The sequence below is a fragment of the Paraniabella hibiscisoli genome (assembly GCF_022512515.1).
Classification (GTDB): Bacteria; Bacteroidota; Bacteroidia; order Chitinophagales; family Chitinophagaceae; genus Niabella; species Niabella hibiscisoli.
The window spans coordinates 2582502-2607155 of the sequence record NZ_JAKWBK010000001.1; the positions used below are offsets into that span (position 1 = coordinate 2582502).

Sequence of the window (24654 nt, forward strand, 5' to 3'; positions counted from 1 at the left end):
TCTAAAACTATTCATCTATGTCCAATCAAAACTGGTTTCACGTATGCAGTGTGCAGGATATGCCGCATAATGGTGGTGTATGTGTAAAATACGGCGAGCATCAGATAGCACTGTACTATTTCACCCATCGAAATGAGTGGTACGCTTCTCAAAATTTATGTCCGCACAAACAACAAATGGCGTTAAGCCGTGGCATGCTGGGTTCCCAGCAGGGAGAGCCTAAAGTGGCTTGTCCCTTCCATAAAAAACTTTTTCCTTAAAAGACGGGCATTGTCTTAATGATGAGGCCTGCAGTAATATCAATATTTATGATGTGCGCGTAGCAGAGGGCGAAGTGTACATCAATGTAACAGGTATCGATCAGCTTGTTGCCAGCGAATATCAGCACGACACAATTTCTCCCAATACCTAAACCCAAAGCAAATGAGAAAACTATTTAAACCATTAATCACGCTGGTATCGTCCCTAATCCTTTCTAACGCTGGTTGGGCGCAAACACCTGCTCCTAAACCAGTACTCGTAGCCTGGGATGGTATGGTGATCGCCGGCTATGTTGATAAAGGCGCTTTCATCAACTTCGGCGGACCTTGTATCAAATTTGTCAACAAGCCTTATGTAATAACACTGGGTATGTTACCCTCACTTCGGATCAAAGAAGATAAAGTCGCTGTCGGCGCAAAAAAGAATTCACCGGTTACACCCAACCTGGGTGCTGGTGTAAGCTTTGCGTATAAGCACCTGGCCTTGCAGGTACCGGTATATTATAACGCAAAAACAGCTGCTGCTGATGGGCGATGGAATATAGGTGTGGGCGCCGGCTACCGGTTCTAAATACAACCTCTTAACGCTATTCATCTATATAATTTATAAACCGATCTATTATGAGCTCTATCAATACAAAGCCACTTAGTAAGTTGAACGTGTTTTCCTTTAAGGGAATACAAATGCGTACTTTTCATATAACCTGGTTTACTTTTTTTGTTTGTTTTTTCGGTTGGTTTGGCCTGGCGCCTCTGATGCCGACAATCAAAGAAAGCCTGCATCTTGATAAGTCGCAAATTGGTAATATTGTTATCGCTTCAGTATCCGGGACCATTGTTGCAAGGTTATTGATTGGTCGCTTATGCGATACCTGGGGCCCGAGAAAAACATATACTGCTTTATTGCTGATTGGAGCAATACCTGTGATGTGCGTGGGGTTGGCAGAGAGTTATACCAGCTTCCTGTTATTTCGCCTTGCTATCAGCATTATTGGCGCATCCTTCGTTATTACACAGTTTCACACATCTATGATGTTTGCATCTAACATTAAAGGAACAGCCAATGCGGTTGCCGGCGGCTGGGGTAACCTCGGTGGTGGCGTAACCAATATCGTAATGCCATTAATATTTGCAGCTATTGTTGCGGCTGGTTATACCAGTGATGAAGCCTGGCGCAAGGCCATGATCTTTCCTGGCCTGATGATGTTGATTGCGGCATTTCTTTATTTTAAATATACCAAAGACACGCCCGAGGGTAATTTCGACGAAATAGAAAGAGTAAAAGAAAAAGGTAAAACAGATTACAGTGTTTTAAAGGACTGGAGAATATGGGCTTTGACACTGGCTTATGCTATGTGCTTTGGCATGGAGATTACATTTGATAATATAGCAGCTTTACATTTTGTGCAGGAGTACAAGCTGGACCAAAGTACTGCCGGTTTTTGGGCCGGTGTATTTGGATTGATGAATTTATTTGCGCGGGCCCTCGGCGGCATATTTGCTGACAGGATAGGAAAAGCTTATGGCATGCGCGGAAAAGGTATTTTGCTCGCCGGGGTTTTATTGCTGGAGGGGATCGGGCTGATATTGTTCGCAAGGGCCGGTTCTTTACCATTAGCGATTATCTCTATGCTGTCTTTCGCACTTTTTCTGAAAATGGCGAATGGTGCTACCTATGCCATTACTCCTTTTATTAACGAAAAAAATGTAGGGCTTGTAAGTGGTGTGGTTGGCGCGGTGGCAACCTGGGTGGTATGCTATTTGGTTTTTTATTTAAAAGTCCGTCTATTACATATGCCCAGGCTTTTAGTTATATCGGTGTTATCGTAGTGCTGGTATCCCTTATTGTTTTGTTAACCCGTTTTGCGAAGGTGAAACCAGTTAATGAGCCTGTGGTTGCATTAGAACCTATAGCATAGCAGCTACTCTTATATCAATGACCTCTGACGATTGCTTGTTTTAAACAGAGAAATATAATGAACAATCCTCCCGCTTATTTTCCTGACCATAATAAAAATACGACCACCTGTTGTTATTGCGGAGTGGGCTGTGGTATTGAAGTGGCGAAGGATAAGCTGGGGCGGTTAATGGTAAGCGGCAATGAAAAACATCCTGTAAATAAGGGCATGTTATGTAGCAAGGGCATGAACCTGCATTACACCGTGAATGATGCCAGCGACAGGTTGTTCTATCCTGAAATGCGTTATGGTCGTAACCAGCCCCGGCAGCGGGTATCCTGGGACGCGGCCTTGGAACGTACTGCGGCCGTATTTAAAACCTTTATAGAAAAGTATGGTCCGGATTCAGTAGCTTTTTATGCTTCCGGACAATGCCTGACCGAGGAATATTATGTGGTCAATAAACTCATCAAAGGATTTATTGGCAGCAATAATATTGATACCAATTCCAGGTTGTGCATGAGCAGTGCGGTGGTGGGATACAAGATGAGCCTGGGGGAAGACAGCGTGCCGGTGAGCTATGATGACCTGGATGTAGCCGATGTTATTTTTGTGGCGGGAGCCAACCCTGCATGGTGCCATCCGATATTATGGCGCAGGGTTGAAGCTGCCCGTGAAAAGAGTCCGCAGCTTAAAATTATTGTAAGCGATCCGCGTAAAACGCAAACCTGCTCTATCGCAAACGTTCACCTTCAATTAAATCCGGGGACAGATATTACACTGCATCATGCTATTGGCAGGGCTTTGATAGAAAATGGTGATGTAGAGGCTGAATTTATTAAGCATCATACGGAAGGGTTTGAAAAATACAGGGATATCGTTTTTGCAAGAACGGTAGCCGAAGCGGCTTCTATCTGCGGGGTAGAGGAGTCGCTGATATGGGAAACAGCATCTTACATTGGTAACGCCAAAGGTTTTATAACCATGTGGACGATGGGGTTGAACCAGAGCGTAGTGGGGGTAAACAAAAACCTTTCCCTGATCAATCTGAACCTAATCACCGGTCACGTCGGAAAGCCGGGATCGGGACCGCTGTCTCTTACCGGTCAGCCCAATGCTATGGGAGGGAGAGAAGTCGGCGGATTGTCGAACCTGTTGCCGGCACATCGCGATTTGACGAATGAACAGCACAGAGCCGAAGTAGAAGCTTTCTGGGAGTGCCTAAAGGCCGGATACCGGCAAAACCGGGCCTTACGGCTACCGAAATGTTTGAAGCGTTGGATGAAGGGCGATTGAAAGCGATATGGATACTATGTACCAATCCGCTGATTAGTTTACCCGATGCAAGAAAAGCAGAAGCAGCATTAAAGAAAGCGAAATTTGTGGTAGTTCAGGAAGTAAGCAATAAACCGGAGACATTGCAGTACGCCGATGTTATTTTGCCCGCTGCCGCCTGGACTGAAAAAGAAGGAACGATGACCAATGCCGAGCGCCGGGTGAGTTACCTCAATAAGATCACCAATGGCCCGGGTGAAGCGCTACCTGATGCCGAGATCATTTGCCGGTTTGCGCAAAAAATGGGCTTTAGCGGTTTTGATTATAATGATGCTGCTGAGATTTTTGCAGAACATGCCGCACTAACCCGTGGCACGAATGTAGATATGAGTTCGCTGAATTACAGCATCCTGAAAGAAAAGCTAACCGTACAATGGCCTTACACAGCTATTCATGCCAATGCCCGCGAGGGAGATGAAGCGTCGCTGGGGACTAAGAGGCTGTTTGCTGATCATCAGTTTTATACAGCGAGTAAAAAGGCTATCATTCATTCGTTCGACGATGCCAATAAGTCAGAGGTTTTAAATTCTGATTTTCCATTGATACTAACTACAGGTCGTATACGGGATCAGTGGCATACGATGAGTAAGACCGGGAAAGTGAATAAGCTCAAGCAGCATATTTCATCAGTCTTCCTGGAAATACATCCCGATGATGCTTTGGAAAGGGGTATTAAGGAACATGCCCTGGTTGTTGTAAAAAGTCTTCGTGGTGAAGTGCAGGTAAAAGCAAAGCTTTCTGAGGATATCAAGAAGGGAGTAGTGTTTTTACCCATGCATTGGGGTAAGATATTGAATAGTGATCTCAACCGGGCTAACAATGTTACCAATAACCTGCTCGATCCAAAGAGTAAGGAGCCGGATTTTAAGTTTACGGCTGTGGAGGTGAGCCTTTATAAGAAGCCGAAACAAAAAATAATAGTAGTAGGTGCAGGCGCTGGCGCTTGTGGCTTTGTAAAATCTTATCGGAATATTAATGCAGATGATGAGATCGTAGTTTTCAGTAAAGAGGCATTCCCGTTTTATAACAGGGTGTTATTGCCTGATTATATTACGGGAACATTGCAATGGGATAACCTGGTTAAAATGACCGATGCAGAAGAATATGCTTATAATGTAAAATTGCACCGGGGTGTTAGTGTAACCTTTATAAATAGAGTGGATAAAACAGTAACCGACAGCAATGGACAAATACACGCTTATGATATATTGGTCCTGGCTACCGGCAGCCGCTCCGCTATGTTGCGCGATGTGCCAGCCATGAAAGGTATTTTCACTATGCGTAACCGTTATGATGCTGATCGGTTTTTAGAACATACCGGGAAACACCCGGGAGAGTGGTAATTGTGGGTGGTGGGCTTTTAGGTATTGAGTTGGCGGCATCTTTAAGGGAGATCAATGTTGAGTCCACTGTGATTCAACGGACCTCTCGTTTAATGAACCGGCAATTAGACCCCTTAGGTAGTCAGTTGCTCCAGGAAGAGTTGGCCGACAAGGGCGTTGATGTGTATTATAATGATGAGATAGAACGTTTCCTGGGTACAGCCGCGATAACGGGTATTAAGCTTAAGAGTGGGTTAACGATTCATTGCACCACGGTGGTGATTGCCATTGGTACTACTCCTAATATTGAAATAGCAAGAGAGAGCGGTTTGGAATGCAAGCGGGGTGTGGTGGTGAATGATTACCTGCAAACCAATGATCCTTCTGTTTTCGCAATAGGAGAGATTGCGGAGTTTAAAGGCTCACTATACGGTATTACTGCAGCAGCCGAGCAGCAGGCAGAAATAGTAGCCCGGTATATGAATGGTGATATAGCTCAGTTCTACCAGGGATCTTTATTGATGAATATCCTCAAAATTCATGGAACAGATCTTTGCTCTTTAGGCGAAGTAGAATGTCCGGATGATCCGGCTTATGAAGAAGTAGTTTTTATCGATAAGGCCAAACGGTACTATAAAAAATGTATTATTCATAATGACCGTTTGATTGGCGCCATATTAATAGGAGACAAGAATGAATTTTTGGAGTATCGCAGTCTGATCGAAAATTGTATAGAGTTAAGCGAAAAGCGACTGCAGTTACTTCGTTCGGGAAAAGCAGCGGAGCCGGTTATTGGTAAACTGGTATGCAGTTGTAATAATGTAGGAGAAGGCAACCTGCTGAATAAAATACAGGAAGGTTGTAAGGATCATTTGCAGCTATGCCAGTTAAGCGGCGCTGGTATGGGGTGCGGTAGCTGCCGCCCCGAAGTGAAAGCCATCCTGGAAAAGACATTGGAACTTTCTCCTGTTGAAAATAAGGAACCCCGGCAAATAAGCGCATAATGAAAGGCTATTATACCATAAAAGTCAATTGCAAAGGTGGAATCGTTTCTCCCGGTGAGTTGCTGGAGATTCTCAATGTGGCTTCTAAAGCGGCTGTGAAGCAGGTGGGCTTTGGTTTACGGCAGCAACTGCTGATTGATGTGGAGGAGAACCTGGTGGGAATAATAGCAGAAGGTTTGATGCAATCTGGTATTGCCTGCGAAGTAGATAAAGATGAACATCCGAATATAGTAAGCTCTTATCCGGCGGAAGAGGTTTTTATTAACAATAGCTGGCTGAGCGAAGGTGTGTATAAGGATATATTAGACGAATTGGATCATCGTCCCCGGTTAAAGATCAATGTGTCAGATAGTAATCAGAGTTTTACACCTTTGCTCACCGGGAATATTAACTGGGTGGCATCAAAAGGGAATCCTCATTTCTGGCACCTGTTTATTCGTTTCCCCAAAACCAATACCGTCTTTGAGTGGAACGAAATGGTCTACACGAATGATGTGGCAAGACTTTCCCGCGATATAGAAGCCATTATTCTTAGTGATACCCGGGCATTTTTAAATAACCCATCAATAGAGGGAGACGCTTTGTTTGATATTATTAAAAAGGGTAGCTATATTACCCAGGCGGTTACTGAGCGTATGAGTTTGCCCTCCTTTAACCTGCCTTATTATGAAGGCTTTAACCGGCACAACAATAAATATTGGTTGGGCGTATATAGGCGTAATGAGATGTTCTCTATCGCTTTCTTGAAAGAGCTTTGCCAGCTGTGTTTAAGCACCAAAATCGGTCAGCTTTGCTCAACCCCTGGAAGTCTATTATTATAAAGGGAATTGAAGAAAAGGACAAACATTGGTGGAGTGATTTGCTGGATAAGCATAAGATCAATATGCGCCACGCTGCCAATGAGCTCAATTTCCAGGTAGAAGATAATGATTATAGTGCCAAAAGGTTGAAGGCGCATTTAGTTCGTCAATTGAACGCAATGGATGCCCGTACTTTTGGGATTTGTATTGGTATTAAAACAAGAAAAGGAAGCGAAATATTCAGTAGTGTCCTTATCCGGAGGAAATCACTGTTGCGCTTGTTTGGAAGAGGGTTTATCCACGTATATGATATATTGTGCGCAAAAGATTTTAATCCCAATGAACGAACCGAGACGGTGTTTGTCAGCAATATTCCACGGTGGTACCTGGCATCTGAGTTACAGCGGTCGGTTTTGTGGTATTACAAACAGAAGGCAGGGCAGCAGCTTGTTATACCCGAACCTTTGCCAGCTAGCAACCTTTTAAAAAAGGATCCGGGGCGGCACTGTTTCAATGCACGCATTGCCTGAGTGTTTATGATAGTGTGTATGGCGACACAGATCAGGGAATTGAACGGGGTACGATCTTTAGGGAAGTACCGGATAGCTATTGTTGCCCTGTTTGTGAAGCGCCAAAAAAGATTTTAAACGGGTTTCGTTGGAAGTGGCGGAGGAGCTGTGAATGGTCAATAGTCAATAGTCAATAGATGTACTCTATGAGCCATGATCTACAATCCATTCAAATCAGCATGTGCATTGAAGTTCCGGAAGTATTTCTTTTGATCCTCTTTTAGGGGCAGTGTAGCCAACCGGAGGTTGTCCAGTGTGAATTTCATACTGAACCTTGTAAGTTGCCCTTCCTGCAGCATCGTCATTATTTTTTGAAGGGCGGCTGAAGTGTATATAGCGCATAAGGGTTCTGCTTCGCCTTCGTTGGTAAAAATGAAAGCCTCCGCATCCGTTTTCTGGTATAGGTTGTAAAGTTCTTTGAGTAAAGTTGTTTCCATTAAAGGCATATCACAGGCTAACACGAACAGGTCTTCTGTTGGGTTAGCAATATGAGCACTTAAAAGTCCCAGTAATGGTCCTTTTACGGGAAGTGTTATATTGTCAGTTATTAAATCAACTCCAGGCAGGCCATTAGTATAATGATGCTCCTGTAAAGTGTTGATTGAAGCTTTTACAAGCATGCCAAGGTCTTGTAATTTCCTGGCTGCATCCGTAGCCCAGTTCGTTACTTCTGTTTTTATCAGCCCTTTGTCACTGCCCATTCGAGTGCTTAATCCTCCACAAAGTATAATGCCTGTCATGATTGGTTCATTATTAGTGTGTGATAAAATTAGTTATTCTTTAAAACAAAGCCAGTCCTGTAAACAAGAAAATTGTACTTTCATATCATGCTATCGGTAAGTCATTTATATGTATACCCTATTAAATCATTGGGCGGCATTTTGCTCGACGAAGTGGAGCTCACAGACAGGGGATTAAAGAACGACCGGCGATTTGTATTGATTGATGATAATAACCGGTTTATATCGCAGCGCGAACTGGCAAAGATGGCCTTGTTGCATACGGTTATTTGTGGTAACCAATTAATTGTTTTTGAAAAAGGAGATAGTGCCAGCCTATTGCAATTAGACCTTTACCCGTCTGAAGGAGATCGGGTTGATGTGATCCTTTTCGATGATGCAAGTGAAGGCTTATTAATGAATGGGCCCATTAATGATTGGTTCAGCAAGAAGCTGGATAGAAACTGCCGCCTGGTGTATATGCCCGATAAAGTGGAGCGAAAAGTAGACCCCATATATGCCCGTCACCAGGAGATTGCGGCGTTCTCTGATGGCTTTCCTGTTTTAATGATAGGACAGTCCTCTTTAAATGATTTGAACAACAGGCTGGATCAATGGTTGCCCATGAACCGGTTTAGACCCAATATTGTTTTTTCAGGAGGTGCTGCCTTTGAAGAAGATACGATGAAAGAAGTTGTAATCAATAGTGTCAGTTTTTCGGCGGTGAAGCCCTGCGCAAGATGTGTGGTGACAACTATTGACCAGGAAACCGGTCTTAAAGGAAAGGAGCCTTTGCGGACACTGAATAAATACAGACAGCTTAATAATAAACTTTATTTTGGTCAGAATATTTTATATAAGGGCGAGGGGATTTTAAGAATAGGTGATGAGTTAAAAGTAATGCAGCGACAACCTTATTTATTTTAATAATGCTTATTGATCGATACAATCGTGTTCATAATTATTTGCGTATTTCTCTTACGGATAATTGCAATTTTCGTTGCTTTTACTGTATGCCCGAGGAGGACTATGCTTTTACGCCCCAGGCCGCTTTAATGCAGGCAGATGAAATTGAGCGGTTGGCAAAAATATTTGTAGGGCTGGGTGTGAACAAGATCCGTTTAACAGGAGGTGAACCTTTGGTTAGGAAAGATGCCGGAGCTATTATCAGCGCTTTGTCGAAGCTCCCCGTAAAGCTGTCGCTTACAACCAACGGTGTTCGGTTACATGATTTTATTGATGTTTTCAAAGAGTCGGGAATCAATTCGATTAATATCAGCCTGGACACATTGCAGGCTGAAAAATTTCAAATGATCACCCGCCGGGATAGCTTTCACCGGGTAATGGATAATATAGGGCTGATGTTAGACATCGGTATGCATGTTAAGATCAATGTTGTGGTAATGGCTGGGTTAAACGATAACGAACTGCTTGATTTTGTAGCATGGACAAAAGAGGTTCCGGTACACGTACGTTTTATCGAGTTTATGCCCTTTGCAGGTAATCGCTGGACCGGCAATAAGGTGTTTACCTGGCAGCAAATGCTGGAGCGCATTTCGGACAGATATTCTTTTCTTCCTTTGAAAGCAGGCGTACATGAGACCGCAAAAGCTTATATAGTGCCCGGGCATAAGGGTACCTTTTCTGTCATCAGTACTATGAGTGCGCCTTTTTGCAGCAGCTGTAACCGCATAAGGCTTACAGCCGACGGAAAATTGAAAAACTGCCTGTTTGCACAGGATGAAACAGATGTATTATCGGCCCTGAGAACTGGTGCAGATCTGGAACGGCTCATAAAAAATAATATAGCTGCAAAAGCAATGGAGCTGGGCGGTCAGTTCAATAAGAATTTTGAAACCCTGAAAGCTGATGAGGTTTTTAACAGGAGTATGATCGCCATCGGAGGCTAGACTACAGATTAAATCAAGATATAAATAGAAGTAATGATTAGCGTGGAAACTGCCCGGCAATTGGTGGCGGCAAATACCATTCGTTTGGCCCCGGTATGGGTTCCGTTAAAAGATGCACTGGGGAAAGTGTTGGCCGAGGATATCCATGCGGAAGCAGATGTGCCCGCTTTTGCTCAATCAGCTATGGATGGCTATGCCTTTTGTTTTGATGACTGGAGCTATGGCATACCACTGACAATAAACGGAGAAATGCCAGCCGGTGCCGCTAAACAGAAGTCTGTAGCAAAAGGTGAAGCGATCCGGATCTTCACTGGCGCCCCCATTCCCTCAGGAGCTGATACTGTTATCATGCAAGAGAAAACAAGGGCAGCTGCTCACGAATTGTTGATCGAAGAGGAGAGGCTGCTTAGTGGCGCTAATGTGAGGTCAGCAGGTTCTGAGATACGAAAAGGTGATCTGGCATTAAAAATCAATACACAACTAACCCCGGGCTCCATTGGATTTTTGGCAGGCATGGGCGTTAGCAAGTTAAGCGTGTATCCCGATCCGGCGATTACAATTATTGTTACAGGAGATGAATTGCAGGAGCCGGGCGAGCCACTGAGTTACGGGCAGGTATATGAGTCTAACTCTTACACGCTTTTAGCGGTTTTGCAACAGGCAGGACTAATGCCCGTTCAGGTTTATAAAGTGAAAGATGATTTGCTGGAGTTGACCACAACCCTGCACGCTGCGCTGGAAGCGTCTGATCTGGTTTTACTCACAGGAGGAGTAAGTGTGGGTGACTATGATTTTGTAGTAAAGGCAGCGGGGATTGCAATGTGGATACGGTCTTTCATAAGATAAAACAGAGGCCAGGTAAACCATTGTTCTTCGGGAAAAAAGACCGTAAAATAGTGATGGGCTTCCGGGAATCCTTCATCGGTACTGACCTGTTTTTATATGTATGTGTTACCTGCTTTAGAGCAACTTACACAAAGACCTTTGAGTCTAAAAAGGCTAAACCTGCCTTTGGCAAATAGTTATACTAAACAACATGCACTTACTCATTTTTTGAAAGGCTGGTTTGATGGTAGGGGCGTAAGAATATTAGATGGTCAGGAATCTTACCGGCTAAGTTCCTTTGCACATGCCAATTGCCTCGTAGAGTTGGGTGTTGAGGCGCGTTTGTATGAAAATGGAGAAGAGGTTGTTGTTCATTTGTTATAATTAGTGTCATGGATTTAATGTATTTGTTTTATGTAAGTTTATTTATTGTAGCATTCTTGTATGCTTCAATAGGGGCATGGCGGAGCCAGTGGTTACCTGGCTTTAATGGCCATTTTTGGTGTAGCTGCTGAAGTGATGAAACCAACAGCATTATTGCTCAATTTGTTTGTGTCGCTAGTGTCCTTTATGCAGTTTTATCGGGGAGGCTATTTTAAAATGAAGCTGTTTTTGCCCTTGGCGCTGGCGTCTATACCCTTTGCATTTTTAGGAGGGTTGATAATTGTAGATGCTGCTTTTTATAAAAAGATATTAGGACTTTTATTGCTGATACCTATTGCCCGGTTTTTATTTTTCAGCAAACTAAAGTTCGATGAAAACAAGAAACATCAATTAGGACTGGCCGTTTTAATTGGCGCCGCTATTGGATTTTTGTCCGGCCTTATTGGTATTGGAGGTGGTATTATACTATCTCCCGTGCTGCTATTATTGCGTTGGACCAATATGAAAGAATCCGCAGCCATCAGTGCCATATTCATTTTTGTTAACTCAGCTGCAGGATTGGCGGGGCAATTTACGCGGGGAATACATTTTACAACAGATATGTATGTATATGTGATAGTGGCCTTTGCCGGTGGTTTGTTGGGGGCTTATTTCGGCGCGCTTAAATTCAGGCAGAACGCGTTAAAGTATATACTTTCTGGTTTTATTAATGGCTGCTTTTAAACTGTTGTTTGTTTAACTAAAATAAATAAGAATTGATGCGTTTGATTTTATTGATCTTTTTCGGGGTGTTGATTTCAGTACAGGCTTTTTCGCAAAAAAGATTGACCCCACGGATCATTTTGTAATTGAAGGCGAAGTTGCAAAAAGTGTAACTGTTTCGCTGATGGATCTGAGCAAATATGGAACCCATTTAAAGGATAGTTTTCGTATAACCAATCATCTTAAAGAGCCCCGGTCTCTATTGAAAGACCTTAAATTGGTTTTGCTGAAAGATGTATTAGAGAGCGTGGAAATTAAGAGCCCCGGACCTAAGCAGTTAAGCGAATGTTATCTGGTTGCTGAGGCCAGCGATGGCGATAAGGTGGTGTTCTCGTGGAACGAGTTGTTCAATACAAGTGTGGGAGATGAGGTTTACCTGGTGGAGGGCTACGATGGGCAGGCGGGTGTACAAATGCCAAACAGGATAGCTTTGCTATCAACGACCGATCATGCAACCGGCAGAAGATATGTAAAGGGTTTAAAGAAAATGGTCATCAAAAGGGTTCATTAAATTTGCACATGGCGATACAGGTTTTGTTTTTTGGGCAGCTTACTGAGATAGCAGGAAATGCAGTAGGCGTGGACGTAGCTGCAACTGGTACATTACGCGGGTTGGAGCAGGAGCTTTGGACGCAATTTCCTTTATTGAAAGACAGGAAATATGCATTATCCGTCAATCAGAAAATTATAAAAGAAGACATAAGTTTGGCCGACGGAGATGTGATCGCTTTTTTACCTCCTTTTTCAGGCGGATAGGTTATGAATCAACAGGAATTTTACAACAGGTATCAAAGACAGCTTATTTTAAAGGACTTTGGAATGCCGGCACAACAAAAGCTGCAGGCAGCGCGTGTATTGGTGGTAGGGGCGGGAGGACTAGGTTGTCCGGTTTTACAGTATCTGTGTGGTGCCGGCGTGGGAACGATAGGTATTGTGGATGATGACGTCGTTGGTTTGTCTAATCTGCACCGGCAGGTTTTGTACGAAACAGGTGATATAGGCAAACCCAAAGCAAATGTGGCGGCTGAACACCTGTCGAAGCTAAACCCGGACATTCGGATCACGCAATATGGGGAGCGGCTTACTAACAAAAACGCTCCTGGCATTATTGCGGATTATGATATGATAGTAGATGGCTCCGATAATTTTCCTACGCGCTATCTTGTTAACGATGTCTGCGTAATGCTGGGTAAGCCTTTTGTATATGGCGCTATTGCGCAATACCAGGGCCAGTTGTCTGTATTTAACTGGCGTGTCGCCGAAGGGCAAACCCGCGCAGTTCATTACAGGGACGTTTTTGCACAGCAACCGGCAAACGATGAAGTGTTCAATTGTAATGAGGCCGGTGTAATAGGCGTTTTGCCTGCAATTATCGGAACCATGATGGCGGCAGAAGTAGTGAAGATGATAACAGGGGTCGGGACGGTTTGCGCGGGAGAGCTGCTTACTTATGACATGCTAAGCCAGCAGGTGCATAAGTTTGTTATAGTTCCTGATACGGAAGTAGACCAGTTGCTGCCGGATACAGCTAATGAGCTTTATGATTTCGAATATGATGAGGGTTGTACAACAGGAAATGTATTCGAGATAGAGCCTTCTGTTTTTACAGCATGGTGGCAGCGAAAGGATACTGTGTTTGTAGATGTACGTAATGCCGGAGAACAGCCGCTGTTAAAAGGATTTTCACATATTAATATTCCTTTGGCTGAACTGGAAGACAGAGTAGAAGAGCTAAAGCAGCATAACATTGTTTTATTTTGTGCTTCAGGTAAGCGTAGTATGAAAGCTGTGCAATTATTGAACAGGCTGGATGATCAATTAAACGTGTACAGCCTGAAGGGCGGTATCAATAACTGGCAGCAAACACAGTCGTCTTTATTATGAGCGAAAAAAAGTGAAAAATATTTTTGTTGAAGGGCCTATAAGCACAGCCTTCATAGCAGACAGTATTCAAAAGCATGCTGCTAAAACCAGTATTGGCGCGCACGATATTTTTCTAGGGCAGGTAAGAGCAGATATTGTTAACGATCGAATAGTATCAGCAATTGAATATACCAGCTATCAGGAACTGGCGCTGCAAAAAATGCAGGAGATACGCGAGGCTATTTTTGAAAAGTATGCGCTAACCTGTATGCATGTGCATCATAGCCTGGGAGAGGTAAAGGCTGGTGAATTATGCCTTTTTGTATTCACATCGGCTCCGCATCGGAGGGCCGCTATTGATGCCTGTGCCGAACTGGTAGAGCTGATTAAAAACGAATTACCTGTTTGGGGGAAAGAGGTGTTTGACGATGAAACGCACCAATGGAAAGTGAATAAGGAAGGGTAGTTGATGGTTGATAGATGACCGGGAGGAGAGTTGGCAGGGGACAGGTAATGGTGGATAGAAAGATGAATGTGTATGGTTTCGTTCATTAGAAGCTAGTAGTGTCGATATAAATTTGTGATCTAATATTTCAATATGGTTGATATTACTTTTAAATCAAACAGTTTAAGGAGAGCGGTTGCGATAGCCACATTAACAGTGTCGAAGCAGGAGACTATTGATGCTATTAATAACCGGGCGATTCCGAAAGGAGATGTCTTTGAATTCTCTCGTGCTGCAGGCCTGCTGGCTATAAAAAAACCAGCGATGTTATCCCCGACTGTCATCCCTTACCGGTGGAGTATGCGGCAATTAACCATAGGATATACGGATTGGATATTGTTATAAGCGTTACAGTGCATACGATTTATAAAACCGGTGTAGAAGTGGAAGCCATGCATGGCGCGGCTATTACGGCTTTAACTATGTATGATATGCTCAAGCCGGTTGATAAAGAAGTGTCGATCTCCAATATCCGGCTGGAAGAAAAAAGGGTGGGAAGTCAGATTTTAAAGATGATGCAGGGTTTATAAAATCTGCGGTGGTCGTTTGTTCTGATAGCGTGGCCGGGTGACAAAGAAGATAAAAGTGGAAGGGCGATTTTAAAAAAGCTGCAACAAAATAATATCACTGCAACAGCCTATGAAATCATTGCAGATGAAAAAGAGTTGATTGCGCAAAGAGCCCAGTCGTTGGCAGGCGAAGGCTATCAGTTGATTTTATTTACGGGGGCACGGGGCTAAGTCCCGGGATGTAACACCCGATGCGATAAAGCCCTTATTGGATAGAGAAATACCGGGTATTATGGAAGCCGCCCGTAGCTATGGTCAGCAAAGAACGCCTTATGCGATGCTATCGAGAGGGGTGGCTGGTTTCATAGGCGATTCATTGGTGATCACACTTCCCGGCTCTACCCGTGGCGCAGAAGAAACCATGGATGCCTTATTCCCTTATGTACTGCACCTTTTTAAAATTGCAAAGGGAATGAGACATTGAGGAAAGCAGGGAAATTACCCTGCTTTCTCTTCCAGTTCCATCAATAGTGTAAATACTTCTTCGTAATTTTTTTCGAGTTGTTTGTTTTCGTCCGCCGCTTTTTTATAAGCCTGTTCTGTTTCTCTAAACTTATCCTTATCCGCATAAATCGCCGGGTCTCCCAATTTTGCTTCCAGGGTTTTTAATAAGGCCTTGTTTTTATTCAATGTTTCTTCTGCCTGCTGAAACTGGCGCTGTTGTTTTTGCAGTTCTTTTTCTGCTCTTTATTAATAGCCTGGTTTTTTGAAGCAGCTTCTACCGGTTTCTCTTTAACAACCGGTGCAGGGGCAGGTGCCGTATTGGCCTTTTGCTCATCTTTCTTCGATGCGGCTAGCTGTTTCGCCTGTGCGGCCATTCTCTCGTTCCATGCTACCCATTCGTCATATCCGCCTTTAAATTCCTTGATCTGGTGGTCGACGATTTCCCAGATCTTATTAGCAGTTTTAGAAATAAAGTGACGATCGTGACTCACGATCACCAGGCTGCCTTCGTACTTTTTTAAAGCATCGATCAGCAGGTCGCAGCTATGCATATCCAGGTGGTTCGTAGGCTCATCCAGCATCAGGAAGTTGGCCTTACTGATCATTGTTTTAGCCAATGCTACACGGGCTTTTTCTCCACCGCTCAATACTTTGATCTTTTTATCGGCATCATCTCCACTAAATAGGAAACATCCTAACAGCGTTCTCAATTCGGCATCCGTCATCTGAGCGCCGCAACTGCGCATTTCATCCAAAATGGTATTGTTAAGGTTCAGCGATTCCAGCTGGTGTTGTGCATAAAAGCTTTCCTCTACATTGTGTCCCCATTTACGGTCCCCTTCTATAGGTTCAATACCGGCAATAATTCTTAAAAGGGTCGATTTTCCTTTTCCGTTCGCACCGATCAAAGCGATCTTGTCACCGCGCTCAATTTCTGCCTTGGCATGATCGAGTATGGTATGTTCTCCAAACGATTTGGAGATATCATCCAATTCTACCAGTACTTTTCCTGGTGTTTTATCCACCCTGAAATTGATCCTGATATTGGGTCTCTCCACACTTACATCTTCAATCCGGTCCAGCTTGTCCAGCTTTTTCATAATGCTCTGTGCCATGGCAGCCTTGCTGGCTTTAGCGCGGAAGCGCTCCACTAACCGTTCATTCTGCCTGATATAATCCTGTTGATTTTCAAAAGCCTTTTGCTGCATTTCTACCCGCACTTCCTTTTCCGTTTCGTAGAATTCGTAGTTGCCATTATAAACATGCAGCTCTTTTTGATACAGTTCGATGATCTTGGTAACCATCCGGTTCAGGAAGTATTTATCGTGGCTAACGATTACTACGGCGCCCTGGTAATGTTGCAGGTATTTTTCCAGCCATTCGATAGAAGGAAGATCAAGGTGATTGGTAGGCTCATCCAGCAGCAATAAATCTGGTTTAGCCAATATCATCTTTGCTAACAATACGCGCATCCGCCATCCCCGCTAAATTCTTTATAGGGTCTTTGCAGGTCTGCATTCGTAAATCCAAGGCCCTGTAATATTTCCTCGGTAGTATGATGAATATTGTATCCGTCTAATGTATCCATCTCATGTAGCTTATCGGAGTACTCGTGCAATGTTTTTTCATCACCGGTGCGCTCCAGCTCCTTGCCCAGTTCCTCAATTTCCTTTTCCAGCTGAATCACTCTTTCAAAGGCGCCCAACGCCACCTGGAGGATCGATTCATTGGTATCAAAGCTTAAAAGATCCTGGTGTAAGTAGCCGATGCTGGTGTCGCGGCTTTTTTCTACCGTACCCTTCGACGGGGTGAAGCCCCCGTAAGCAGCTTCAATAAGGTTGATTTTCCCGTTCCGTTATAACCTATTAGCCCTATTCTTTCATTGGGCTGAATGTGCCAGGTTGCATCTTTCACAATTACTCTTGCGCCAAATTCAAACGTCACATTTTGTAAGCCTGCCAGCATAATCTATATTTTTACTATTTTTGATGAATTGAGCCTGCAAAATTAGCAAATGCAGGCAGTAACTTAAGCCTTATCATGAAATAAACATAAAAATTATTGAGCTAATTTATTTCACAGTGATGATAATTTTTATCGTTTATACTATGTGGCCAAAAGCAATAAAGAATCCTACATGAAAAAACTATTTTTGGTTATTTTAGTGCTGGTAGCAGCGTTTTTCGTATATAAATATGCCTTTAAAAAGGAGGAACCTAAAAAGAGGCGCCGAAATCCCTTTCGGTGAGTGCGCATAGCGATATTTTTAATCAATCCGTAACCGCTGTTTTAACCAGCTATTATGCGCTGTCCGGTGCTTTTGTAAACTGGGATTCAACTGCTGTTAACAAAGCCGCCTCTGATTTACAGGCAGCTATCGGTGAATTTAAAGTAGAAGAGCTGAAAAAGACTCCAGTATTTACGAAACGGCTTTATTCCCGCTGGATAACAGTAAAAATAGTTTATCGGCGATCCAACAAGGCAGCACCTGGGAAGAGAAAAGAAGGGCTTTGCAGGATCTTTCTGAAAACCTGCATATGTTGCTGATCACCATCAAATACGACCAGGGTATCGTGTATTGGCAGGAATGCCCGATGGCTTTTGGCGAAAATACAATCGGGAACTGGTTGAGTGCCGAAGAAAAAGTGATCAATCCATACCTGGGTGCCAAAGATCCTAAATATGGCGCAACCATGTTAAATTGCGGAGAAACCAAAGAAAAAATCAATTTTTCGGTGCGGATACGGCCGTTAAATAAAATACCGACTCCGTAGCTCAGTTGGTAGAGCTACTGACTCTTAATCAGTAGGTCCAGGGTTCGAGTCCCTGCGGGGTCACTAAGCGCATCATCGCAGATGCGCTTTTTTATTATTAGTAGATAGGTTTTTCAGTTTATACTAACGATAATGCATTTGCTTTTATCGCTTAAACGTCACCGGGAATTACCATGGAACAACACTGCCTTTTAACCTGACAAGATAATATGGATAGAGTAAATAGTGTTTCTTGTGTTGAGTAACTTTTTGTTGACTAAACATAAATAAAATATTAAGCTTTAGGACGTAATTACATTTAAGTCAAACGGCTTGTTTTGCCGAAGACATCAGCTTTTATTTTAAAGATGGGTTTCATAAAGAGGGATGAACTGCTTTCCTTTAAATGTTCCAGAATCTTTTTTAGCAATCACTTCCTGGAAAAAACAATCGGGTATGGATGCCCTTGGTTCTTGCAACAAAACAGAAGCAATTTGCACTTCGTTTGAAGCACAGGCTGGTTGTTAAGGTTGGGTGAGACGAATAAAACATTTTATGACATGTAAAAGCGATTGGTTCTATGTGCAAACGTTTGCGCAATAACAAGTATGTTAATTAATTGAATGTTCATTCAAAATATCTTTATGAAGGATATTTTTATGAATGATTGTATCAAGGTTCGAGCTTATTTTAGTAGATAAGGCCGATATTATGAAGTATATTATTACTGTTGTTATTTCCCTGGTAATAGGATTGCCACTATTTTCCCAGGCTGGCCACAATAACCAGGCATTATGTCTCGATGGTCGGGATAATAGGGTTTGCACGGGTATCGGTGTTATCCAACCTTCCTGGACACTGGAGGCATGGATTAAAGGAAATGATACTTCATGGAAAAGCCTGGAGGCTATTTTCGGCGGCGGCGAATACAGTAGCCTGAACATTGCCGATAATTTACCTTTGGCTATCAAAAACGGGGCAGTTGGAAATGCTCATGCCGGATTATGGTCTCCAGTTATTTTGGATAATAACTGGCACCACGTGGCCCTATCCTGCAACGATACTGTCACCTTACTTTATCTGGATGGATCAGAAGTAGCGCGGAACCAAATAAGATTCTCCATTCTGCCTGGTGTGCTGGGTGGGCACGAAAAGGAATCAATGACATTTGATGGCTTAATGGATGAAGTGAGAATATGGAAGCGGGCTATATCGCAGCATGAGCTAAAGCACTGGATGAATCGCACGCTTACATCCGCCCATCCTCATATAAACGATCTGGTGGCATACTATAATTTTGATGATCTTACAAATGGTGTTGGAGCAAACTGGGTAGGAAAAGGCTGGCAGCCCTATCATCTCAGAAATGGAAGAGGCAATTATAAAGCGTCGGCTCCCCTGGCATATACAATGGTTAGTAATAATACAAAGTTTTCCGGTCGAAAGGAGCCTCAGCAATTATTGAATGCTACCGTTATTCATAACGAGTGGGATTGTGAACAGGGACATAAAGGATTCCAGGTACTTAAACTGCGGATAGCTATTACCGGCCAGCAAAAGCCTTTACGGCTTAGCGAATTAAAACTGGATCTTTCAGGAGTAAGCCATTTGTCTGATATCGAACGCGTACAGGTGTATTATGCCGGCCAAACCGCCACATCAACCATAAGGAAAGAACTGTCGGGAAACGGTATTCCAACAGGTACATTATTAAATTTCTCCGGCGCAGGAAAGCCGGTTTTTTTATCACCAGGCATTAACTATTTTATTGTAGCGGTTGATATTTCAGGAGATGCGGTTCCCGGTGGGCAAATAAAAATAACCGTACCATCATTTCGCATAAATAAGGTTGATTATACTCCGGAACAAACAAATGATATCATTGTTCCGCAGGTAACCCCTAGCAGCAAAAAAGCCCGGCAATACTAAAAGTGTTTCAGTGGAATATATGGCATGGCGGGGTTCATTTGGGTAATAATGGAGTAGATAAAGTCATCGAAATATTGAAGGCAAGCAACGCAGATATTATTACAATGCAGGAAGCTTACGGCGCTCAGCAGCGCATAGCCGATTCGCTGGGTTATTTCTTGTATACGCCCGGCCCTAAAGATAACCTGGCGGTGTTCAGCCGGTATAAAATAAACCCTCTTCCACGCTCAAAGAAACCGTTTAATTCTAACCCGGTTATGATCACCTTACCTGGCGGGAAAGAAGTGCTGGTCAATTCCTCCTGGCTTCGATATAGCACCAACCCTGAGTATACTTCCCTTTATCGGAATACAGGATTGAATCCGGATGAGTGGATCGTGCAGGATTCGCTGAATGCATTGGCAGATATCAGGAATATCATTGAAAAGGATACAAAGCCTTTTGTAAAGGATGATGAAACGGCCGTAATTATCGGGGGCGATTTTAATTCGTGCAGCCACCTGGACTGGACTAAGGAAGCGGCCCCTTTGCACGCAGGATACGGTCCGGTTGCGTTTCCGGTTTCTCGCTACTTATTAGATGAGGGATATAAAGATGGTTTTCGCGAAGTGCATCCCGATGAAGTAATGCGACCTGAAGGCTCCTGGTCGCCTATATATGGCCAGTTGCCGAATTGCCGAATTGATTTTTTGTATCACAAGGGGAAATATATTAAATGCCTTGCTTCAAAAATTGTAAGAACGACTCCCGATATAGATGATATCTGGCCTTCGGATCATGCGGCAGTAATTTCCACTTATGAGATTCTATCTCCCTAGTTCTTGAAGTTGTTTAAAATGACAAGTAAACATCTGTGAAGACTTCAGCATATGCCTTAATCTGGCGCCATCACGCAGAATAGAAGGGAGCCCAAAGACAGGATCAATTTAACGGTATCTGTTGATGGAGAACTAAACAAGCCGATCTGTCGGTATATCCTAACGAAAGGCATCTCTGATTGGGCGCATAGGCCACAGCATACAGGTAATAAGGCAACTCTGATACCCGGCCATCCTCCTTCTACTGAAAAAGCATTAAATTCGTTCGAATGATCTGTTTGCCCAAATACCGCTTATGCCTCCTTCGTGACCGGCTATTCATCCGGCTGGAAGGCACATTTCAATACCTCACATTACCGGCGCGAATGGACTGTATTGCCCTTGCGGACACCAGGCGGAAAGGATCCTATTGTCCCGGATCTTATGGGTGAGCAAAGCTATGCTGATACAGCACATATGCAATATTTCCCATCTGTTGGATCATTGCTCCGTTCTTTCGGCTGTCTGGTGCAGTCGGTTCGCTTTTTGAATTTAAAAGTGGGCGCCAGTGTTAAGCCCCACCGCGATCATGAACTGGCATTTGAAATCGGCGAAGCGCGACTCCACTTTCCAATAATCACCAATCCCGATGTTACTTTCTCTGTGGAGGATAATCGCCTGAATATGCAACCGGGAGAATGTTGGTACATCAACGCCAACCTCACACCAGGTAAGCAATAACGGGAATACGGACCGGGTGCACCTGGTAATTGATTGCGTTGTAAACGATTGGTTGCGCGAACTTTTCAGCCTTGCGGTTAAACATACAAAAGCCGATATAGTTGATGTTGAAAAACAAAAACAAATCATTGAAGCATTGCGGTTACAAAATATACCCACTGCAACGCAACTCGCCAACCAAATGCAACGGGAGCTTGGCACTTTATAAACCTTATCCATAAATTGGGGCAGCCTATTTCTTCTTTTATTTTCAACAATAGTGTATCGCGTCAGTCGATAAGTATTCAAATAAAACCTATCCCGCGCGCGCACCCCATTGATCGCAATTAGAGATGCGGTTCTCATTTAATTTAAGCGGTGCTTCAACCGGATGACCGCTTACTTACCCATAAAAATGAGACGATCTGACCTTATTATGGTACGATTTGATCAAGGTGTAATGAGTGATCTGCCTATTTTCACCCTTTCATTAAAATGATTGAGAAACGATCATAAAACGAATGCTGTATCTGTTCAATCATTTTAATATTCAACCCTAAGTATTATATCGCAAGATCAAATGAATTATAACAGCCTTTCTACAAAGCCGCATTATCCTATACTTGATGGTTTACGCGGTGTTGCGGCCATGATTGTGGTAACTTTTCACCTGGCTGAGCCACTAGGAACGAGCCACCTCGATATCCTGGTGAACCATGGATACCTGGCTGTGGACTTTTTCTTTTTGTTATCTGGTTTTGTCATTGGCTATGCTTATGACGACCGTTGGAATAAAATGACCATTGGCTCTTTCCTGAAACGACGTGTTGAACGGCTTCAACCCATGGTAGTATTGGGGATGACATTGGGCGCGATAGGGTTCTATTTTACCGATTCATCGATCTGGCCCGACATTCATAATGTTCCTCTATGGAAAATGTTAGTGGTGATGCTGATCGGTTACACTATCCTACCTATTCCTTTATCGATGGATATCAGGGGATGGCAGGAAATGCACCCGCTGAATAGCGTAGGCTGGTCATTGTTCTTCGAGTATATTGCTAATATCCTCTATGCTATCGGTATCAGGAAGTTCTCCAATACGGCTTTAAGCATCTTGCTTCTGATCGCTGCTGCCGCGCTCGCGCATCTGGCAATCACCAGTCCTAACGGGGATTTGAGTGGTGGCTGGACATTGAATGGCGAACACATGCGTATTGGTATTACGCGCACGATATACCCTTTCTTTGCGGGCTTGCTGCTATCAAGGGTAGCTAAGCCCACGCGTATTAAACATGCGTTTTTATGGTGCAGCCTGCTGGTTGCGTTGGTATTGTATATGCCGCGTATTGGTGGCGCCGATAATCTTTGGATGAATGGTATTTATGAGTCGGTATGTATTATCGTTATTTTTCCGCTGATTGTTTATATGGGTGCCAGTGGTGTTCTACACAGCAAAACTGAAAACAAGATATGCAAATTCCTGGGCGATATATCCTATCCCCTTTACCTGGTGCATTATCCGATCGTCTATTTTTATGTAGCCTGGATCAATGATAATAAAGGCACCACTATTGAGCAAGCCTGGCCTTATGCCATACTGATCTTAGTGGGCAGTGTTATTCTTGCTTACGCCAGCTTAAAATGGTATGATGAGCCGGTTCGCAAATGGCTAAGGAAGAAATGGGGATAGGAGAGGTGCTAAGGGGTGTTTTATAAACTTTGCCTGAACTTGCAACATCGCCATTGGTTCCTGAACTATATTTGTGCTCTCTATTATGTCCAGTAAAATATTGATCATAGACGACGAAGAGAAACTTCGCACGCTTTTAGCCCGAATTATAAGTATTGAAGGTTTTGAAGTGCTGCAGGCTCCCAATGCCAAAACGGCTTTAAAGAAGCTGGAAACGGATCCTGTTGATATCGTGATCAGCGATGTGAAGCTGCCGGATGCTAACGGTGTGGAGCTGGTGCAAACCATCAAAGAAAAATATAAGACCGTTGAAGTGATACTGCTGACAGCTTATGGAAATATCCCGGATGGCGTACAAGCCATTAAGAACGGGGCATTTGACTATATTACCAAAGGAGACGATAATAACAAGATATTGCCCATGCTGAGCAGGGCCGCAGATAAAGTGGCTTTAACCAAAAGGGTATTGCAACTGGAAAAACAACTGGAAAAGAAATATTCTTTCGACACGATTTACGGGCAGTCCAAGCCGATACTAGCCGCCGTGGACGCGGCCCGTAAGGTGGCTGTTACTGATGCTACGGTATTGCTTACCGGCGAAACGGGTACGGGGAAGGAGGTTTTTGCCCAGGCCATTCATAACGGCAGTACACGTCTGAAATTTCCTTTCATCGCTGTTAACTGTTCTGCGTTTAGCAAAGAATTATTGGAGAACGAATTGTTCGGCCACAAAGCGGTGCTTTTACAGGCGCTATCAAAGATACCAAGGGTATTTTTGAAGAAGCCAACAACGGAACGGTGTTCCTGGATGAAATAGGCGAAATGCCTTTAGACCTGCAGGCTAAACTGCTCAGGGTATTAGAATCCGGAGAATTTTTGAAAGTAGGCGATAGTAAAACTACAAAGATCAATGTGCGGGTGATTGCAGCTACCAATCGCGATCTGCAAAAAGAAATTGAAGCGGGCAGGTTCAGGGAAGATCTGTTCTATCGTATCGCTGTATTCAATATTGCATTGCCTGCGCTGCGGGAGCGTGTAACAGATATAGAGCAGCTGGCACAGTTCTTCCTGCAGATGTTTGCCAGGAAGATCGGCAAAAAGATATTGTCTATGTCTGCCGCTTATATTACCGCTTTAAAACAACATGGCTGGAAGGGGAATATACGTGAGCTGAGAAATGTGATAGAAAGAAGTGTAATACTAACAGATGGCAATGAGCTGGATGCAGACAGCCTGCCGGCTGAGTTCCAGGCATCTGCTATCCCTGCCACAGTAGATGGAAAGAGATCATTATCCGCATTTGAGCTTGCCGCTGCTGAACAATTGCATATCCGTAAAGTGATGAATTATGCCAATGGTAATAAAACAGAAGCCGCCCGGCTTTTAAATATTGCGCTTACTACCTTGTATCGCAAGCTGGATGAATACCAGATCAAATAACACTATCGAAACGATAGTAAGGCTACTTTCAAAACAGGATGCTTTTGTAATAAACCACAATTGAGCTCATATTGATTTTGTTGATAGTCAATCAACAACGCTATTTTAAAATACACGGCATATAATTGGTCAATTGGTATTGAACCAATCGAT

The 24654-nt window shown here is 43.5% G+C and carries 31 protein-coding genes, 1 tRNA gene and 3 pseudogenes; 30 read left to right on the forward strand and 5 right to left on the reverse strand.

Features of this window, described 5'->3' with window-relative positions:
- Positions 1 to 17: 17 nt before the first annotated feature.
- The 9 genes from nirD (at position 18) to MKP07_RS42625 (ending at position 7325) form a co-directional block, all read left to right on the forward strand.
- Complete coding sequence (gene nirD / locus MKP07_RS16355) at positions 18 to 260, forward strand: nitrite reductase small subunit NirD (RefSeq protein WP_240848136.1); 243 nt, start codon at positions 18 to 20, stop codon at positions 258 to 260.
- A 163-nt stretch (positions 261 to 423) separates the two neighbouring features.
- Complete coding sequence (locus MKP07_RS16360; RefSeq protein ID WP_240848137.1) at positions 424 to 831, forward strand: hypothetical protein; 408 nt, start codon at positions 424 to 426, stop codon at positions 829 to 831.
- 50 nt (positions 832 to 881) lie between these two features.
- The gene (locus MKP07_RS16365; protein WP_240848138.1) at positions 882 to 2090 is read left to right on the forward strand and encodes a NarK family nitrate/nitrite MFS transporter; all 1209 of its coding nucleotides are present in this window, start codon (positions 882 to 884) and stop codon (positions 2088 to 2090) included.
- Positions 2091 to 2236: 146 nt separating this feature from the next.
- The gene (locus MKP07_RS38770; RefSeq protein ID WP_262919335.1) at positions 2237 to 3454 is read left to right on the forward strand and encodes a molybdopterin-dependent oxidoreductase; all 1218 of its coding nucleotides are present in this window, start codon (positions 2237 to 2239) and stop codon (positions 3452 to 3454) included.
- A complete protein-coding gene (locus tag MKP07_RS38775; protein ID WP_317235840.1) occupies positions 3376 to 4836 on the forward strand; it encodes a molybdopterin dinucleotide binding domain-containing protein in 1461 nt (486 codons plus the stop codon). Before MKP07_RS38770 ends, MKP07_RS38775 begins: the two co-directional genes overlap by 79 nt.
- Positions 4830 to 5819: an FAD-dependent oxidoreductase gene (locus MKP07_RS38780; protein WP_317235841.1), complete on the forward strand. Its 990-nt coding sequence runs from the start codon at positions 4830 to 4832 to the stop codon at positions 5817 to 5819. Before MKP07_RS38775 ends, MKP07_RS38780 begins: the two co-directional genes overlap by 7 nt.
- Positions 5819 to 6640: a hypothetical protein gene (locus MKP07_RS16380; protein WP_240848139.1), complete on the forward strand. Its 822-nt coding sequence runs from the start codon at positions 5819 to 5821 to the stop codon at positions 6638 to 6640. The genes MKP07_RS38780 and MKP07_RS16380 overlap by 1 nt, the downstream gene beginning before the upstream one ends.
- Positions 6610 to 7149, forward strand: a complete 540-nt coding sequence (locus tag MKP07_RS16385; protein WP_240848140.1) for a hypothetical protein — start codon at positions 6610 to 6612, stop codon at positions 7147 to 7149. Before MKP07_RS16380 ends, MKP07_RS16385 begins: the two co-directional genes overlap by 31 nt.
- Before the next feature lie 14 nt (positions 7150 to 7163).
- A complete protein-coding gene (locus MKP07_RS42625) occupies positions 7164 to 7325 on the forward strand; it encodes a rubredoxin (protein WP_394803577.1) in 162 nt (53 codons plus the stop codon).
- 21 nt (positions 7326 to 7346) lie between these two features.
- Here the strand turns inward: MKP07_RS42625 and mobA are convergent, their stop codons facing one another.
- Complete coding sequence (gene mobA / locus MKP07_RS16390; RefSeq protein ID WP_240848141.1) at positions 7347 to 7928, reverse strand: molybdenum cofactor guanylyltransferase; 582 nt, start codon at positions 7926 to 7928, stop codon at positions 7347 to 7349.
- Positions 7929 to 8000: 72 nt separating this feature from the next.
- Between mobA and MKP07_RS16395 the strand changes: the two genes are divergently transcribed.
- The 11 genes and pseudogenes from MKP07_RS16395 (at position 8001) to MKP07_RS16445 (ending at position 15149) form a co-directional block, all read left to right on the forward strand.
- On the forward strand, positions 8001 to 8834 hold the full coding sequence (locus MKP07_RS16395) for an MOSC domain-containing protein (protein ID WP_240848142.1): 834 nt from the start codon (positions 8001 to 8003) through the stop codon (positions 8832 to 8834).
- A 2-nt stretch (positions 8835 to 8836) separates the two neighbouring features.
- Entirely contained in the window at positions 8837 to 9817 is a 981-nt protein-coding gene (moaA, locus tag MKP07_RS16400) for a GTP 3',8-cyclase MoaA (protein ID WP_240848143.1), read from the forward strand.
- Between the two features lie 33 nt (positions 9818 to 9850).
- Complete coding sequence (locus tag MKP07_RS16405) at positions 9851 to 10663, forward strand: molybdopterin molybdotransferase MoeA (RefSeq protein WP_240848144.1); 813 nt, start codon at positions 9851 to 9853, stop codon at positions 10661 to 10663.
- A 165-nt stretch (positions 10664 to 10828) separates the two neighbouring features.
- Positions 10829 to 11026, forward strand: coding sequence for a hypothetical protein (locus MKP07_RS16410; RefSeq protein ID WP_240848145.1), 198 nt, complete (start codon positions 10829 to 10831; stop codon positions 11024 to 11026).
- 105 nt (positions 11027 to 11131) lie between these two features.
- Positions 11132 to 11749 carry a sulfite exporter TauE/SafE family protein gene (locus tag MKP07_RS16415; RefSeq protein ID WP_240848146.1) on the forward strand — a complete coding sequence of 206 codons (618 nt, stop codon included), beginning with the start codon at positions 11132 to 11134 and terminating at the stop codon, positions 11747 to 11749.
- A 163-nt stretch (positions 11750 to 11912) separates the two neighbouring features.
- Positions 11913 to 12299 carry a molybdopterin-binding protein gene (locus MKP07_RS16420; protein WP_240848147.1) on the forward strand — a complete coding sequence of 129 codons (387 nt, stop codon included), beginning with the start codon at positions 11913 to 11915 and terminating at the stop codon, positions 12297 to 12299.
- A gap of 8 nt (positions 12300 to 12307) precedes the next feature.
- Entirely contained in the window at positions 12308 to 12544 is a 237-nt protein-coding gene (locus MKP07_RS16425) for a MoaD/ThiS family protein (protein ID WP_240848148.1), read from the forward strand.
- A 3-nt stretch (positions 12545 to 12547) separates the two neighbouring features.
- On the forward strand, positions 12548 to 13672 hold the full coding sequence (locus MKP07_RS16430; RefSeq protein ID WP_240848149.1) for a HesA/MoeB/ThiF family protein: 1125 nt from the start codon (positions 12548 to 12550) through the stop codon (positions 13670 to 13672).
- A 10-nt stretch (positions 13673 to 13682) separates the two neighbouring features.
- Entirely contained in the window at positions 13683 to 14117 is a 435-nt protein-coding gene (locus MKP07_RS16435; RefSeq protein ID WP_240848150.1) for a molybdenum cofactor biosynthesis protein MoaE, read from the forward strand.
- A 132-nt stretch (positions 14118 to 14249) separates the two neighbouring features.
- A pseudogene (locus tag MKP07_RS16440) lies at positions 14250 to 14686 on the forward strand (cyclic pyranopterin monophosphate synthase MoaC).
- A 93-nt stretch (positions 14687 to 14779) separates the two neighbouring features.
- Positions 14780 to 15149, forward strand: a pseudogene (locus tag MKP07_RS16445) (molybdopterin-binding protein).
- A 14-nt stretch (positions 15150 to 15163) separates the two neighbouring features.
- Here MKP07_RS16445 and MKP07_RS16450 read toward each other — a convergent pair.
- The 4 genes from MKP07_RS16450 to MKP07_RS16465 all read right to left on the reverse strand — a co-directional run bounded on the left by MKP07_RS16450 (position 15164) and on the right by MKP07_RS16465 (position 17134).
- Positions 15164 to 15355, reverse strand: a complete 192-nt coding sequence (locus tag MKP07_RS16450) for a hypothetical protein (protein WP_240848151.1) — start codon at positions 15353 to 15355, stop codon at positions 15164 to 15166.
- Positions 15352 to 16614: an ABC-F family ATP-binding cassette domain-containing protein gene (locus MKP07_RS16455; protein ID WP_240848152.1), complete on the reverse strand. Its 1263-nt coding sequence runs from the start codon at positions 16612 to 16614 to the stop codon at positions 15352 to 15354. Before MKP07_RS16455 ends, MKP07_RS16450 begins: the two co-directional genes overlap by 4 nt.
- An 11-nt stretch (positions 16615 to 16625) precedes the next feature.
- Positions 16626 to 16880, reverse strand: a complete 255-nt coding sequence (locus tag MKP07_RS16460; protein ID WP_240848153.1) for a hypothetical protein — start codon at positions 16878 to 16880, stop codon at positions 16626 to 16628.
- 77 nt (positions 16881 to 16957) lie between these two features.
- The gene (locus tag MKP07_RS16465; RefSeq protein ID WP_240848154.1) at positions 16958 to 17134 is read right to left on the reverse strand and encodes an ATP-binding cassette domain-containing protein; all 177 of its coding nucleotides are present in this window, start codon (positions 17132 to 17134) and stop codon (positions 16958 to 16960) included.
- A gap of 279 nt (positions 17135 to 17413) precedes the next feature.
- On the opposite strand from MKP07_RS16465, the gene MKP07_RS16470 reads away from it, so the two are divergent.
- The 10 genes and pseudogenes from MKP07_RS16470 (at position 17414) to MKP07_RS41240 (ending at position 24501) form a co-directional block, all read left to right on the forward strand.
- On the forward strand, positions 17414 to 17716 hold the full coding sequence (locus MKP07_RS16470; RefSeq protein ID WP_240848155.1) for a DUF3347 domain-containing protein: 303 nt from the start codon (positions 17414 to 17416) through the stop codon (positions 17714 to 17716).
- Complete coding sequence (locus MKP07_RS16475; RefSeq protein WP_240848156.1) at positions 17707 to 17943, forward strand: hypothetical protein; 237 nt, start codon at positions 17707 to 17709, stop codon at positions 17941 to 17943. Before MKP07_RS16470 ends, MKP07_RS16475 begins: the two co-directional genes overlap by 10 nt.
- Positions 17934 to 18006 (forward strand) — tRNA-Lys (locus tag MKP07_RS16480). The genes MKP07_RS16475 and MKP07_RS16480 overlap by 10 nt, the downstream gene beginning before the upstream one ends.
- Before the next feature lie 627 nt (positions 18007 to 18633).
- Positions 18634 to 19851, forward strand: coding sequence for a LamG-like jellyroll fold domain-containing protein (locus tag MKP07_RS16485; protein ID WP_240848157.1), 1218 nt, complete (start codon positions 18634 to 18636; stop codon positions 19849 to 19851).
- A gap of 2 nt (positions 19852 to 19853) precedes the next feature.
- Positions 19854 to 20669 (forward strand): endonuclease/exonuclease/phosphatase family protein, encoded by an 816-nt coding sequence (locus tag MKP07_RS16490; protein WP_240848158.1) that lies wholly within the window; start codon positions 19854 to 19856, stop codon positions 20667 to 20669.
- Positions 20670 to 20975: 306 nt separating this feature from the next.
- Entirely contained in the window at positions 20976 to 21389 is a 414-nt protein-coding gene (locus MKP07_RS16495) for an aspartyl/asparaginyl beta-hydroxylase domain-containing protein (protein WP_240848159.1), read from the forward strand.
- A gap of 52 nt (positions 21390 to 21441) precedes the next feature.
- Complete coding sequence (locus MKP07_RS16500) at positions 21442 to 21597, forward strand: hypothetical protein (RefSeq protein ID WP_240848160.1); 156 nt, start codon at positions 21442 to 21444, stop codon at positions 21595 to 21597.
- A 351-nt stretch (positions 21598 to 21948) separates the two neighbouring features.
- The gene (locus MKP07_RS16505; RefSeq protein WP_240848161.1) at positions 21949 to 23061 is read left to right on the forward strand and encodes an acyltransferase family protein; all 1113 of its coding nucleotides are present in this window, start codon (positions 21949 to 21951) and stop codon (positions 23059 to 23061) included.
- An 85-nt stretch (positions 23062 to 23146) separates the two neighbouring features.
- Positions 23147 to 24261: pseudogene (locus tag MKP07_RS16510) on the forward strand (sigma-54-dependent transcriptional regulator); the annotation flags it as partial.
- 141 nt (positions 24262 to 24402) lie between these two features.
- On the forward strand, positions 24403 to 24501 hold the full coding sequence (locus MKP07_RS41240; RefSeq protein WP_317236034.1) for a helix-turn-helix domain-containing protein: 99 nt from the start codon (positions 24403 to 24405) through the stop codon (positions 24499 to 24501).
- Positions 24502 to 24654 lie beyond the last annotated feature (153 nt).